The following is a 13,270-nucleotide window of genomic DNA, read 5'->3' as shown; positions in this document are numbered from 1 at the left end:
GCGGCGAGTCGATGGAGCTAGGTTATTCGGCCATGTCGTTCGGCAGAAATTGCCATTCTCGATAGTGACTATCGATGGTTCCTGGGAGGGTGCGATGGGGCAAGACGAGCAACCGCGTAAATGGGGCGTGCTGGAACCGATCGACCGGATCACCGAGGTCATCTTCGGCCTGTTGATGGCGATGACCTTCATCGGCTCGCTGAGCGTGGCCACCGCAGGGCGCGAAGACGCGCGGCTGATGCTGATTGCCGCGCTCGGCTGCAACCTGGCCTGGGGCCTGGCCGATGCCGTCATCTACCTGCTGCGTACCTGGACCGAACGCACCCGCAGCCGGACCTTGCTGGCCCGCCTGCAAGCCGGTGATATCACCCAGGGGCGCAGGCTGATTGCCGATACGCTGCCAGAGCGCATCGGCCTGGCGCTGGATGAAGACGGGCTGGAGATGCTGCGCGGGCGCATGCTGCGTGATGCTGGCCGCCCGCTGCCGGCACGCCTGGGGCTGGATGATTTCAAGGCTGCCCTGGCCACTTTCCTGCTGGTGGTACTGGCAACCTTCCCGATGGTCATTCCGTTCCTGCTGATCGAGACCACCGGTACGGCCATCCGTGTATCGAACCTGGTCGCCCTGGCCATGCTCTTCCTTGCAGGCTGGCTGCTGGCACGCTATTCCGGTGGCCGCACCCTGTTGACCGGCGTGGTCCTGGCGGTAGTCGGTGCGTCACTGATCCTGGCGATCATCGCCTTGGGCGGCTGAGCACCGCCCGCTCAATATTTTATGTCGCGGGCGCGCTCACGGCCTTGCTGCTTGGTGTGGCGTTTGTCCTGTCGGCAGCCGGCGTTGCTTTGCTGGTCGGCGTGGCGGCAATCCTGTTTGGTCTGCCGCGCGTCCTGGCGGGTTTCCTGCCGCACATCGCGGGCCTCGCGGCGCCGTTCGGCGCGGTCGGTGGCCGCCCAGGCCGAGGTGCAGAGCACGGCCAGCATGATCATGGCGATGAGGCGGGGCGTGTTCATCAGGGTGGGCTCCTTTTTTGGATACGTGCATGCACCGGCCTCTTCGCGGGCACGCCCGCTCTCACAGGTACTCCACAATGTTCGAACCTGTGGTGACCCTGTGGGAGCGGGCGTGCCCGCGAAAGGGCCGGTACAGTCAATTACAGATCTCAGCCCAGCCCTGGTATAGATTCAAAAGCAGCAACCACCCTCACCTTTAGAGCGCGAAAAGTTTGCGCCCGCACATCTGGCCAAAAGCATCGCCATTGCTACCCTTAATCCACGCGGTCTGATCTCATGGAGAGAAGCGATGCGCATCCCACTGTCAGCGGTCCTGTCGGTAATCCTGTATCTGAGCGCCACGCCCGGCCTGGTGCTGGCAGAAGACGTACCTGCCCCCGACCCGGCACCACAAGCCGACACGGTCGCGGCCAAGGACCCGGTGTTCACCCAGGAGCAACTGGACCAGATGCTCGCGCCCATCGCGTTGTACCCCGATGCGCTGCTGGCCCAGGTATTGATGGCCTCCACTTATCCGGGGCAGGTGAGCGAAGCGGTGACCTGGTCCAAGGCCAACCCCAAGGCCACCGGCGACGATGCCGTCAAGAAGGTGGCGAACCAGCCCTGGGACCCAAGCGTACAAGCGCTGGTGGCCTTCCCGCAGGTGCTGGCAACCCTGGGGCAGGACCCGGTCTGGGTGCAGCGCCTGGGCGACGCCTTCCTCGCGCAGCCCGATGATGTCATGGGCGGCGTGCAGCGCCTGCGTCACCAGGCCCAGGCCGCCGGCAACCTGCAGAGCAACCAGTACCAGAACGTGACCGTGCAGACCGCCCCGGCACCGGCCTCCAGCGGTAGCAGCACCCAGGTGGTTACGGCCAGCAGCCCGCCCACCACCATCATCATCGAGCCGTCCGACCCGCAAGTGGTGTACGTGCCCAGCTACAACCCGACCACCACCTACGGCACCTGGGCCTACCCGGCTTCGCCGCCGGCGTACTACCCGCCACCGTCCATGTACTACCCCGGTTCCGCGCTGGTGGCGGGTCTGGCCTTCGGTACCGGCGTGGCAATCGTTGCCTCGCTGTGGGGCGACTGTGACTGGGGCAACAACGACATCGACATCGACGTCAACCGCTACAACAACATCAACGCCAACAACCGCATCACCAACAACCAGAACAAATGGCAGCACAACGCCGCCAACCGCGACGGCGTGCCGTACCGCGACTCCCGCAGCCGCCAGCAGTACGGTCGCCAGCTGGACGGTGCCACCCAGCGTACTGCCTTCCGCGGCGATGACGCCCAGCGCGCCCAGGCGCGGGACAAGGCCAGGGCGTCGATGGACCGGGCCGGCATCGAACGGCCGGCCACCAGCAACCGCCAGGCACGCCAGCAGATGCGCGACGCGCAGGCGGGCAGTTCGGTCGGCAACCGCATGCAGCCTCGTAGCGACAACCCGCGGGCAACCGACCGCCGACAGGAAACCCGCAACACCCAGGCTCGGCAGCAGAACAACCAGGTGAACCAGCGCAGGCAGGGCGAAGGCCAGGGGCGGCAGCTGGCGCAAAACCGGCCTTCCAATACCGCCGGCCGGGCGCGTAACAATGCCTTTGACGGCGTGCGTTCACCCTCGCGCACCAGCGCGCAGGCCAGCCGTGGCCGCACCAGCCAGTCGTTCGCCCAGCGCCCGAGCGCATCGCGTGCCGCCGGGCACCAGATTTCCCGGCCCAGTGCGCCCGCACGCCGCGGGGGAGGTGGCCGTCGATGAACCGCCAATCGATAGCGGCACTGGCAATCGCAGCCGGTATGGCCTGGTCAACCCTGGCCGCTGCGCAGGAAGTCTTCCCGACACCGGAGAAGGCCGTGGAATCCTTTGTCGCGGCGCTGGGCGAGGAGAAACCTGATGAAGCCCGCCTGGCCCGGTTGCTGGGCGATGACTGGCGTACCTACATACCGCGCGGCGGTGTGCAACGCAGTGACGTGGACACGTTCCTGGCGCAGTATCGCGCGCAGCACAGCATCGACATGTCGGGGGCAAACAAGGCCATCCTCGCGGTGGGCAGTGATCACTGGACGTTGCCCATACCGTTGACCAAAGGCAGTCAGGGTTGGCGTTTCGACCTCAAGGCCGGCAGCTCTGAAATCCGCGCCCGGCGTATTGGCCGCAACGAGCTGGGCGCCATGCAGTCGATGCTGGCTTACCACGATGCGCAGATGGACTACGCCAGCCAGGACCACAACGGCAACGGTGCGCTGGAGTACGCGCAGAAGATATTCAGCGAGCCCGGCAAGCATGACGGGCTGTACTGGGACGACGACGGCGATGGCCAGGTCAGCCCGCTGGGCCCGCTGTTCGGCCAGGACATGGTCGGCGACGCCTGGTATGGCTACCACTTCCGCATCCTCGATGCACAGGGCCCATCTGCCCCCGGCGGTGCCTACAGCTACCTGATCGGCAACCAGATGAGCCGTGGCTTTGCCATGGTTGCCTGGCCGGCCAGGTACGATGACACCGGGGTGATGAGCTTCATGATCAGCCATGACGGCGAGGTGTTCGAGAAAGACCTCGGGCCGCACGGCGACAAGCTGGCCAAGGAGATGAAACGCTTCGATCCGGATGACAGTTGGAAGGTGGTGGATTTGCCGGCGGGGGATTGACCCTGCATGCTCAATGCGAAACGCCTTTGGTGCGTCTGCAGTGCACGGCACCGGCTGCGCCGATGTTCGCGGCTAAAGTCGCTCCCACAGGGTCCCATGCCAATTCAATGAGTTATGTGCAGTTCCAGGAGAGGGCATGCCCGCGAGCCAAGCCATATCAGCCTGGCTCGAACGGGTTCTCTCAGGTGAGATCTTTTACGGTTTTCGAAAGGCCGTTGGTTTTCACTGAAGCAATACCGACAGCACGTGCCTGTGTGCTTGCGTACATTTGGCTGGTGCCAATGACTTGGTGATTGGCGGCTTTCAGGTTGAAATAAACTTTCCCGTTAGTAGACTCGCTCTTCATAACGCTCAGCCAGCGGGCTGTTGGCCTGAACGGACGCGATTCCATTATCCGCTGCCTGAAAGATTCCCGGCGTTACCAGGGAGAACGAGGTTCCTTGTCTGACCGCCATATGGTCAGGGCCCGGTCAGTTCCGCCAGCAGGTCGTCCCGCAGCTTTTGCAAACGCGGCGCGTGCCGCTCGCGCGGATGCGGCAGGTCCACGCGCACCTCGAAGCGGATGCGCCCCGGGCGAGGGTCCATGACGATCACCCGGTCGCCGAGGTAAAGCGCCTCTTCTACGTCGTGGGTGACCATAATCATGCTACTGCCCTGTTGCAGCCAGATACGTTGCAACTCGCGTTGCAGGTGAATACGGGTCAGGGCATCCAGAGCGCCGAAGGGCTCGTCGAGCAACAGCAACTTGGGCCGGGTGATCAACGCCCGGGCAATGGCGGCGCGCTGGGCCATGCCCCCGGAGAGTTGGTGTGGGTAGGCATGCTCGAAGCCTTGCAGCCCCACCAGCGTCAAGTGCTCTGCAACCCGCTCGGCTTTTTCGCGCTTGCTCAGGCGCAGGGGCTTGAGTGCCAGGGCTACGTTCTGCTCCACGGTTTTCCAGGGGAACAGGCGATGGTCCTGGAACACAAGGCCCCGCTCCAGGCTGGTGCCTTGCACGCTCTCGCCATCCAGACAGATCTGCCCGTCGTAGTCCTGTTCCAGGCCCACGATCAGCCGTAATAACGAAGACTTGCCGCAGCCACTGGCGCCGACGATGCACACGAACTCGCCGGGTAACACTTGCAGGTCTATGTCCTTGAGTACCTGCAAGGGTTTGCCGTCGATCTGGTAGTGCTTGTTCAGCCCACGGATCTCCAGGGCGCCGGGTTGGCCGAGGGTGTATCCGGGAAGAAGAGAGTTGAACAGTGCGGTCATCGCGGTCACCTATCGACGAAGGGCGCGCCAGCGCAGCAGGTGCCGGCTCAGGCGCGAAAACAGTTGGTTCATGGTGTAGCCGAGCAGGCCGATGCACAGCACGCCGATCACGATGATCTCCATGCGTGAGCCGGTTTCGGCGTTCATCATCAGGTTGCCAAGCCCCATGCCGGTGGAGAGGAACAGCTCACTTCCCACCGAGCTGACCCAGGCGAAAGCCAGCGCATGCAGCACGCCGTTGCACAGGCTCGGTAATGCACCAGGCAGCAGGATCTGCACGAACTGCTGCCAGGGTGACAGGGCATACAGGCGGCCGACTTCGCGGTAGCGTTTTTCCACATGGCTGAAGCCTTCGAAGGCATTGAGCGCCATGGGGTAGAAGGCCGCTAGCGAGACGATCAGCACCTTGGTCACTTCGCCGCTGCCGAACCACAGTGCCAACAATGGGATCAAGCCAAGGATGGGCACCTGGCGCAGGCCGTGAAACAACGGCGCGAGCAGCCGCTCCAGCCAGCGCGAGGAGGCCATGCCAGCGCCCAGGGCGAAACCGCCCAGCACGCCGAACAGCAATCCCAGGCAGGTGCGTTGCAGGCTGGCCTGCACGCTCAGCCACAACTCGCCGCTGGCCAGCAACTCCATCAGGCCTGTGCCGATGCGCTGCAGTGGGACGAAGGCGTAGGCCTGGCTGGCGCCTTGTCGCGAGGCGATCTCCCAGGCAGCGATCAATAACAGCGGCAACACCAACCCGCGGCCATGGCGCAGTAATGCAGTCAGTCGGTTCATAGGGGTTTCCAGCGCAATACGCGCCGCTCCAGCAGACGTAAACCTTGGTCGAGGGTGAAGCCCACAAGTCCGGTCACCAGGACGCCGACCATCACCACATCGATGCGCAGCATCTGCCGGCTCAGCTCGATCATTTGCCCAAGACCACTGTCGGCGGCCAGTAGCTCGGCGGCCACCAGCACCATCCAGGCGCGGCTCAGGCCGATGCGCAGACCGGTGATGATCGGCGGCGCGGCGGCGGGGAAGGCGACCTCGGCGAGCAGCGTCGGCAGCGGCAGGCGGTACACTTGGGCAACATCGAAGTAGCTGCGCGGGATGCCGCGCACGCCTTCGCAGGTGGCCAGGGCCACGGGAAAGAAGCAGGCCTTGGTGACGATCACGATCTTGAAGGTTTCTTCGACACCGAAGAACAGGATGAACATCGGGATCAGGGCAATCGACGGCACCTGGCGCAAGGTGTGAAACAGCGGCCCGCAGTAAGCCTCGACGCTGGGCGACAGGGCCATGGCGGTGCCGAAGGCCAAGCCGCCAAGTGCGCCGAATACAAAGCCCAGGGCCAGGCGCGACAAGCTACTGGCCAGGTGATCGCGCAGTTCGCCACCGGCCAACAGCTCCTCGAAGGTTTGCCAGACCTCCCGCGGTGGCACCAGCAATTGGTGCGGGAAGGCGCCGCTGTCGGCCACCAGTACCCAGGCCGCCAGCAGGGCCAGGGGCGAGATGAGCACCGTGAGGTGGTGCAGGGGAATGTTGCGCATCGGATTATCCCTCCACGCTGAGAACATTGGCAGGGGCGTGCCGCAGGTGGCGCAGCCAGCAGAGCAGGGCTGTGAGCAGAACCAGCGGGATCCACGCCAAGAACAGATTCGCCGTGCCGATCCAATGGCTGATCACACCACCTAGCAAGGCACCGGCGCAGCCGCCGAGCATTCCGGCCAGGTTGAACAGGCCCGAGAGCTTGCTCTTGTCCAGGGCTGATTCCCCCATCTGCGCCATGTTCACCAGGTGCGCCAGGGCACTGGCCAGGCTCAGCAGTACCGCCCCCAGGGCCAGCCAGGCGTAGCCCTGGCCACGGGCGAGTAACAGCAGGCCTGTCACCGCCAGGGCCAGACTGGCGAGGTAGGACGAGCGCCGGCCCGCACGTAGCACCAGATGACCGAGGCCGAAAAGACCTAGCACCGCCGCCACGCCCTGGATCATCACCAGGCTTATAGCGTGCGCCTGGCTGAGCTGGGCACCCTCGATGGCAAGCACGATGACAAAGGTACCGAACAGCGCGCCAGTGGCGCCGGACAGCAATTCGATGACACAGCTTTCGGCCACCTCTGCGTGGCCAAGCAGGGCGCGTGACTGGTCGAAGATGCCACCGCCCACTTTGGCGACGGGCTCGGTTGGATCTTCCTGCTCCCAGAAGCCGAGGCTGTACACGGCCATCATGCCAAAGCACAAGCCGATCACCACGAAGCCCAGGGTGAAGCTTTCGACGCTAAGGGCATTGCCCAGCACCGGGCCGAGCAGTCCCATGCCAAGGGTCAGTGCGCCGCGATACCAACCAGCCTTGTCCTGGCCGATGTGGCGCAACTGGCGCAAGAAGGCGCTGTTCATGGCGACGATACGAAACGGAATGCACAGGCCGATCAGCAAGCGTGCCACGGCCAGCCACACCCAGTTGGCGAACAGTGGGATCGCCAGGTTCAGCAGCAGGGGCCCGAGGCTGGCCAGAAAATACACCCGGCGCGCGCCGAAGCGGGCGATGACGAAGCCAGCCGGCAGAGTCAGCAGCACCATGCCCAGCGACTCCATGGCCGAGATCACCCCCAATTGCAGGGGGCTGGCCCCCAGGTGCAGGGCGTATAGCGTGGTGACGATTTTCGCCATACCAATGGTGGCGCCGCTGAAGGTTGCCAGGGCCATGAAGCTGGCAACGAAGCCTTGCGGCCTAGATGGGGGCATTGACGTTCTCCAGCAGGTGCGCCAGCGGCCGTGGCTCGACCCACTGGCGCACATCGAAGCGGCGTGGGATGAAACCCCAGCGTTCGAGGAAGTCCGTAAGGTCTTGCAAAGCCTCGATGGAGCGCTCGGCCAGGTTGGTGCGCAGGCGCAGGTGGGCGTCCTCGCCATAGGCGGCGGCGACCCAGTATTCGCTGGTGTTCAGTTCGCGGGCGAGAAAGCGGCGGGTGTCTTCGGGGTGGGCCCAGGCCCACTGCTCGGCGCGCAGCACGCTGTCAAGGATCAGCACTGCGGCGTCGTAGTGCTGGTCCAGCAGGTGCTGGTCGACGGTCAGGGTACGTGGGGTACCGATATTGGCACGCACGAATGGGTCGGGGTGCGAGCCAACGTCCACCACCACCCGCAGGCCGAATTCATCGGCCATGTGCAGGCCGTGGGCGCCTTTGAGGAAAATCGCGTCGATGTCGCCACGCAGCAGACCGATCAGTTCGTTGTTGCGCTGGCGCACACGGTTGCCGAGGCTGACCTGGGCGCCGTGCACGTGGCGTACCGGGTCGTCGCTGTAGGTACCGCCATAGGGGTAGTCCACCAATTCCACGTCGTGGGGGCTCAGGCCTTCCAGGCGTAGGGCGTTTTCCAGGCCGCGAATCGCCTGGGCACGGGTGAAGTCGATCTGTACGTTAGCCCACTTGGGCACGCCGAAGCGGCGGTTGCGCAGGTCGCGGATGCCGCGTACCGGGCTGTCGGCGGTGGTGACGATCAGCTGCACTTCGTCGCTCCACGACAGCCCCAGCACGCGGGTATCGCGTCCGCTGGCGCGGGCCCAGATAGCCGGGATATTGCCGCCGTGGCGTACCGAGTTGCGCAGGTGATGGTCGAAGTGCGCCTCGCGAACTTCACGGTCGGAGGATTCGCGCAGGGCCTGGATACGCGTGCCCTGAGGCTGGAAGGCCCGGGCCAGGCGGCCGGATTCGACGGCAATGCCCAGCCCCGTGGGTACCGGGCTGTGGGTGTACCAGAGGGTGTCGAGTGGGTTGTTCATGCATGAGCCTTGTGCGGGTGGGCAGTCGGCCCCAGCCTGCGCCGGGGCCGGGCGACGCTCAGCTGGCGCGTTTGGCGACAGCGCTGCGCAGGGCCTCTAGCGGGCGCGGGTCGATCCAGTCGCGCACATTGAAGCGCTCAGGGATGAAGCGCCAACGGTGCAGGAAGTCGGTGAAATCCTGCAGGGCCGTGGTGGCGCGCTCGTCCAGTTCGGTACGCAAGCGCTGGTGGGCGTCCTCGCCGTAGGCCTGGACCACCCAGTACTCGCTGCTGTTGGACTCGCGGGCGAGGTAGCGGCGGGTGTCTTCCGGATGGGCATGCGCCCATTCCTCGGCGCGCAATACCGCACCGAGGATGCCCACGGCACTGTCCAGATGCTGATCGAGTAGGTGCTGGTCGACGCTCAGGGTACGCGGCGTGCCATTGTTCGAGCGCACCAGCGGCTCGGGGTGGGACCCCGTGTCGATCACCGTGTGCAGGCCGAACTGCAGGGCCAGTTGCACCGCATGGGCACCCTTGAGGAAGATCGCGTCCACCTCGCCGCGCAGCAGCCCGGTGAGTTCCGGATTCTGCCCGCCACGACGGCTGCCGCCGAAGGCGCCGAGGCCAGCGACACGCTGTGGGACTTCGTCACTGAACGTGCCACCCTGGATGAAGTCCACCAGATCCACATCCTTCACTTCCAGGCCTTCCAGGCGCAAGGCGTTCTCCAGGCCGCGGATGGCTTGGGCGCGGGTGAAATCGATCTGCGCGCCGGTCCAGTGTGGCAGGCCGAAGCGCCGGCCCTTGAGGTCCTTGACCGTTCGAATGCCGCTCTCTGGCAGGCTGAGAATCAACTGCACCTCATCGGCCCAGGACAGGCCGATTACCCGGGTTTCACGCCCGCTGGCGCGGGCCCAGATGGCCGGGATGCTGCCGCCGTGACGCACCGAATTCTGAAGGCTGTGGTCGAAATGTGATTCACGCACCGCCTGGCTGGGCGACTCGCGCAGCGACTGGATGCGCGTGCCCTGGGCGCCCAGGGCCTGCTCCAGCCAGCCTTTCTGCAAGGCGATGCCGAGCCCGGTGGGCACGGGGCAACGGGTGTACCAGAGCGTATCGAGCGGTTGAGTCATGATGTGCGGCTCCTTGCAGGGCTCAGGCGCTGGCCTTCAGCGCGGTGGATTGGTTGTCTTGCGGATGGCGGGACTGCACCAGCGGCAGCACTTCCTGGCCGATGCGCAGGGCCTCTTCCAGGTGCGGGTTGCCGGCAAGGATGAAGGTCGAGAAACCGGCGTCACGGTATTCGGCCAGGCGTTCGGCGACATTCTCGTGGCTGCCCACCAGGCCTACGGTCGGCCCTGGCTTGGCCTTGCCAAAACCGGCCCAGAGGTTGGGGCCCAGGATCAGGTCGTCGAAGCGTTCGAGGTGCTGGTGATACGCACTCTGGCGGGCAGCGCCCACCGAGTCGGAGCCGCTGGCGAAGTGCCTGATGGCGGCGCTGGTGCTGGTGTCGATTCGCTCGTACTGCTTGCGCAGTTCGCTCCAGGCGGCCTCTTCGGTTTCGCGGGCGAACAGGTCGATGCGAATGCCGAAGCGCACTTGGCGGCCTTGCTTGTCGGCAAGCTCGCGCACGCGGTCCAGGTGCGGCTTGAGCTTGTCCACGGGCTCTGCCCAGTTCAGGTAGACATCGGCATGGCGTGCGGCGACGTCCAGCGCAGCATCGGAAAAGCCGGAGAAGTAGATGTTCGGCTTGCGCTCATGCCTGAGGCCCGGCGGCAGTGCACCGTTCTCCAACTGGTAGATATCGCCCTGGTAGTTGAACTGCTCGTTGCGCCACAGGCCGTCGATGATGTCGAGGAACTCGCCGGTACGCTGGTAGCGTTTGTCGTGCTCGAGGAAGTCGCCATTGGCGCGCTGGCTGGCCGGGTTGCCGCCGGTGATGATGTTCCACTCCAGGCGGCCATGGCTGAGGTTCTGCAGGATCGCGGCCTGCTGGGCGGCATAGGCCGGCAGGGTCCAGGTGGCCTGGAATGCGACCAGGAACTTGATGCGGCGGGTTTCCCGGGCCAGCGCTGCAGCTGCGATCCACGGCTCTGGCCCGGTAGGCAGCAGGGCGCCTTCGAAGCCGGCGATTTCGGCGGCCTTGGCTACTTGGGCGATGTAGTCGATGTAGGTGAAACCATCCGCTTCACCGTCAGGCAGGCGACCGGGGGCAATATTGCCCGGACGATAGGTGGGGGCGCCGCGGTTGTTCTTGTCGGTGGCCAGGTAAGGGCCGTCGCTACCCAGGGGGAGGCGCCAGAAGAATTCGGTGCTCATGACAATGCTCCAGTGGCTACGTGAAGGAAAGCCCGGGTGCATCCACCGCGGGTTTGCCACGTTATTGAGCAAGGGCTGTGCCGAAAGCCGGGAGGCCTTGTATGGCAAGGGCTGCAGCGGACGTCGAGGCGCGCCTTGATGCTCGATTGCTGGTCCAGCAACACCCGGCCAGCAATTGCTGCTGGCGCGGCAGCAGGCAGGGTCCTCAATCGCGCTTGCACACTTGGTGATGGTGCTCAACTAATTGAAAACTAACGCTTTTCAGGGGTGGCACAACTTCTGCTGATGCAGTGGCAGCCCGGCTTCCGAGGCACTTCAGAGGAGTTGCATCATGTCCCATCGAATCACCCCGGCACTGCTCAGCCAGCTTGATCGCGCACGGCGCGATTTCGCCAAGGCGTTCCAGGTGCTGCGCGATACCCGCACGTTGACTGCCACCAACACCTACCAGGCCTACCTCCGGGTGTCGGACACCGATCTGGTGATTGCCCTGCATGCCCCAAGCCCCTGGGCCGATGACCCGGCGATTCGCGCGGTGGTCGCGAGTCATGCCGGCGAGGTGGTGCTGGACGAGACCGCCGACGGTAACTCGCCCCTGAGCGGGCGCAAGGCCGGGGGCAATGGCCAGCGTTATGCCGAGGTGTTCCAGAGACGCCCGGAGGTGAATGTGGTGATCCACGTACACACTCCGTACCTGGGCGGCTGGGCCAGTGCACACCGGGTGCTGCCGATTCGCTACGCGGCGACGCAGCGGGTGACCCTGGCGCGGGAGCTGCCGATCTACATCGACCGCCGTCAGCCTGAGCAGGCGTTCATCGTCGAGCGCATCGAGGATAACCCGCATACCCCGGCTATTCTCGAAGCCAACGGTGGCGCCACCTTCTGGGGGGGGGAACTGCTGCAGGTATCCAAATTGATTCTGCTGATCGAGGAGGGTGCGTACTTCCAGGGGTTGGCTGAGCTGTTCGGCGGTTCGCAGGAATTCGGCCCAGGGGTGCTGGAGCAGCAGTGGAAAATGACGGGGCTGTGGGCGCAGGGGCAAAAGCTGCTGGAGCCTGCCGCCTGAGGAATGCGGGCCGCTACGCGGCCCATTTCCAGGTAGCCCCACAGGACCCGGCCAAATCAATGATCCATGTGTTGCTCCATGAGTGTGGGCGTGTTCCGCGATTGGCCTGCGTAACAGCCCTGCAATGTCAGGTCAGGGTTGGGTGGTCACCGTCGCCGCAGCCGCTTTCCAATAGTCTTGCAGTTGCAGATTCTGCAAGCCTTGCTGCACGAACCGCGGTTCCAGTAATTCATCCACGTTCACGTCACCACGAATCAACCGGGCCTTGAGGGCATAGGTGATGGCGTCGCTGTAGTGCTGGCGCAAAGCCTGGTCATACAACGGGCTGAAGTGCTGCGCCCACGGCTGCCCCTCGGCCTCGCGCTGCAAAACGCTCAAGGGCTGCCCGGACTGTGCCTGGTAGGTCTGGTAGGCCGCCTGGTTCTGTGGCTGCGATGTCCAGTGAGCAGCGTTGAGGTAGGCGTCGACCACCAGCTGGGTAATTTCCGGCTGCCGGGCAATGAAATCCTTCGCGCCCCAGAGTTCGGCGCGCATCTTCCAGTCGGCCGGTGCGTGCTTGCTCGACCAGATGATCCTCCCGACCTGTTTGTCCTCCAGCAGGTACGCGTCACTCAGTGTAAAGAGCGCATCGACACGCCCTGCGCTAAGGGCAGCGGCACCCGCCTGTGGGTTGAGGTTGAAGATGCGAAAGTCCTCGAAGCCCATCTGGTTGGCCTGCAGCAACTTGGCGAACGACAGCTCCCAAGGCCGACCACGGTGCAGGGCGATGCGCTTGCCCTTGAGGTCGGTGATGGATCTGACCGATGACCCCGGCGGCACCACCAGGTACACGTTGTTGCCACTGCCACCCGGCACGATCAGTTGGGTGGAAACACCCGAGGCATTGGCTATGATCGACGGCAGGTCACCATAGAAGGCGAAGTCGATGCGCCGGTTGGTGAACTCCTCGTTGACGAACGTCCCCACCGAGGCGGTGGCGGCCGGCACCCATTCGAGCTTGATGTTGCGCTTGGCCAGTTGTTGCTCCAGCACTTTGTCGCGATCCATCACGTAGGCCGGGCCGTTGAAGATGATCTTGCCGGCATTGGCGTAGGCCACGGTGGCGATGCGTACGGTCTGGGGGGCGGCCGCCTGGGCCTGGGCCGTGAACAGCGCGAGGGGCAGCAGCAGGCGGCGAAACAGCAGGGACAGGGAAGGGATGGGCATGATGTGTTCCTCAGGCAGGCCCGC

The 13,270-nt window shown here is 64.7% G+C and carries 13 protein-coding genes and 1 pseudogene; 4 read left to right on the top strand and 10 right to left on the bottom strand.

Features of this window, described 5'->3' with window-relative positions; translation table 11 throughout:
* Positions 1-94: 94 nt before the first annotated feature.
* On the top strand, positions 95-754 hold the full coding sequence (locus CAG46_RS08170; protein ID WP_085616931.1) for a VIT1/CCC1 transporter family protein: 660 nt from the start codon (positions 95-97) through the stop codon (positions 752-754).
* Between the two features lie 11 nt (positions 755-765).
* Here the strand turns inward: CAG46_RS08170 and CAG46_RS08165 are convergent, their stop codons facing one another.
* Positions 766-1,011, bottom strand: coding sequence for a hypothetical protein (locus tag CAG46_RS08165; RefSeq protein WP_085616929.1), 246 nt, complete (start codon positions 1,009-1,011; stop codon positions 766-768).
* Positions 1,012-1,300: 289 nt separating this feature from the next.
* Here CAG46_RS08165 and CAG46_RS08160 point away from each other — a divergent pair, with 289 nt between their 5' ends.
* Positions 1,301-2,758 (top strand): DUF3300 domain-containing protein, encoded by a 1,458-nt coding sequence (locus CAG46_RS08160; RefSeq protein WP_085616927.1) that lies wholly within the window; start codon positions 1,301-1,303, stop codon positions 2,756-2,758.
* The gene (locus tag CAG46_RS08155; RefSeq protein ID WP_085616925.1) at positions 2,755-3,648 is read left to right on the top strand and encodes a DUF2950 domain-containing protein; all 894 of its coding nucleotides are present in this window, start codon (positions 2,755-2,757) and stop codon (positions 3,646-3,648) included. The genes CAG46_RS08160 and CAG46_RS08155 overlap by 4 nt, the downstream gene beginning before the upstream one ends.
* Before the next feature lie 181 nt (positions 3,649-3,829).
* On the opposite strand, the pseudogene CAG46_RS08150 reads toward CAG46_RS08155, so the two are convergent.
* The 8 genes and pseudogenes from CAG46_RS08150 to CAG46_RS08115 all read right to left on the bottom strand — a co-directional run.
* Positions 3,830-4,049 (bottom strand): annotated as a pseudogene (locus CAG46_RS08150) (DUF1508 domain-containing protein); the annotation flags it as partial.
* A gap of 58 nt (positions 4,050-4,107) precedes the next feature.
* Positions 4,108-4,902: an ABC transporter ATP-binding protein gene (locus CAG46_RS08145; RefSeq protein ID WP_085616923.1), complete on the bottom strand. Its 795-nt coding sequence runs from the start codon at positions 4,900-4,902 to the stop codon at positions 4,108-4,110.
* A gap of 9 nt (positions 4,903-4,911) precedes the next feature.
* Positions 4,912-5,685 carry an ABC transporter permease gene (locus CAG46_RS08140; RefSeq protein WP_085616921.1) on the bottom strand — a complete coding sequence of 258 codons (774 nt, stop codon included), beginning with the start codon at positions 5,683-5,685 and terminating at the stop codon, positions 4,912-4,914.
* A complete protein-coding gene (locus CAG46_RS08135) occupies positions 5,682-6,440 on the bottom strand; it encodes an ABC transporter permease (RefSeq protein WP_085616918.1) in 759 nt (252 codons plus the stop codon). The genes CAG46_RS08140 and CAG46_RS08135 overlap by 4 nt, the downstream gene beginning before the upstream one ends.
* 4 nt (positions 6,441-6,444) lie before the next feature.
* Positions 6,445-7,635, bottom strand: coding sequence for an MFS transporter (locus CAG46_RS08130; protein WP_085616916.1), 1,191 nt, complete (start codon positions 7,633-7,635; stop codon positions 6,445-6,447).
* On the bottom strand, positions 7,622-8,674 hold the full coding sequence (locus CAG46_RS08125; RefSeq protein WP_085616914.1) for an ABC transporter substrate-binding protein: 1,053 nt from the start codon (positions 8,672-8,674) through the stop codon (positions 7,622-7,624). Before CAG46_RS08125 ends, CAG46_RS08130 begins: the two co-directional genes overlap by 14 nt.
* 58 nt (positions 8,675-8,732) lie before the next feature.
* Positions 8,733-9,788: an ABC transporter substrate-binding protein gene (locus CAG46_RS08120; protein ID WP_085616912.1), complete on the bottom strand. Its 1,056-nt coding sequence runs from the start codon at positions 9,786-9,788 to the stop codon at positions 8,733-8,735.
* Positions 9,789-9,810: 22 nt separating this feature from the next.
* Positions 9,811-10,974, bottom strand: a complete 1,164-nt coding sequence (locus tag CAG46_RS08115; RefSeq protein ID WP_085616910.1) for an LLM class flavin-dependent oxidoreductase — start codon at positions 10,972-10,974, stop codon at positions 9,811-9,813.
* A 331-nt stretch (positions 10,975-11,305) separates the two neighbouring features.
* On the opposite strand from CAG46_RS08115, the gene CAG46_RS08110 reads away from it, so the two are divergent.
* Positions 11,306-12,040: a class II aldolase/adducin family protein gene (locus CAG46_RS08110; RefSeq protein WP_085616908.1), complete on the top strand. Its 735-nt coding sequence runs from the start codon at positions 11,306-11,308 to the stop codon at positions 12,038-12,040.
* 132 nt (positions 12,041-12,172) lie between these two features.
* Here CAG46_RS08110 and CAG46_RS08105 read toward each other — a convergent pair whose 3' ends face one another.
* A complete protein-coding gene (locus tag CAG46_RS08105) occupies positions 12,173-13,246 on the bottom strand; it encodes an ABC transporter substrate-binding protein (RefSeq protein WP_085616906.1) in 1,074 nt (357 codons plus the stop codon).
* Positions 13,247-13,270: the final 24 nt, after the last annotated feature.

The organism is Pseudomonas sp. B23(2017), from assembly GCF_002113725.1.
GTDB lineage: Bacteria > Pseudomonadota > Gammaproteobacteria > Pseudomonadales > Pseudomonadaceae > Aquipseudomonas > Aquipseudomonas putida_Z.
This window is presented reverse-complemented; position numbering and strand designations above follow the sequence as displayed.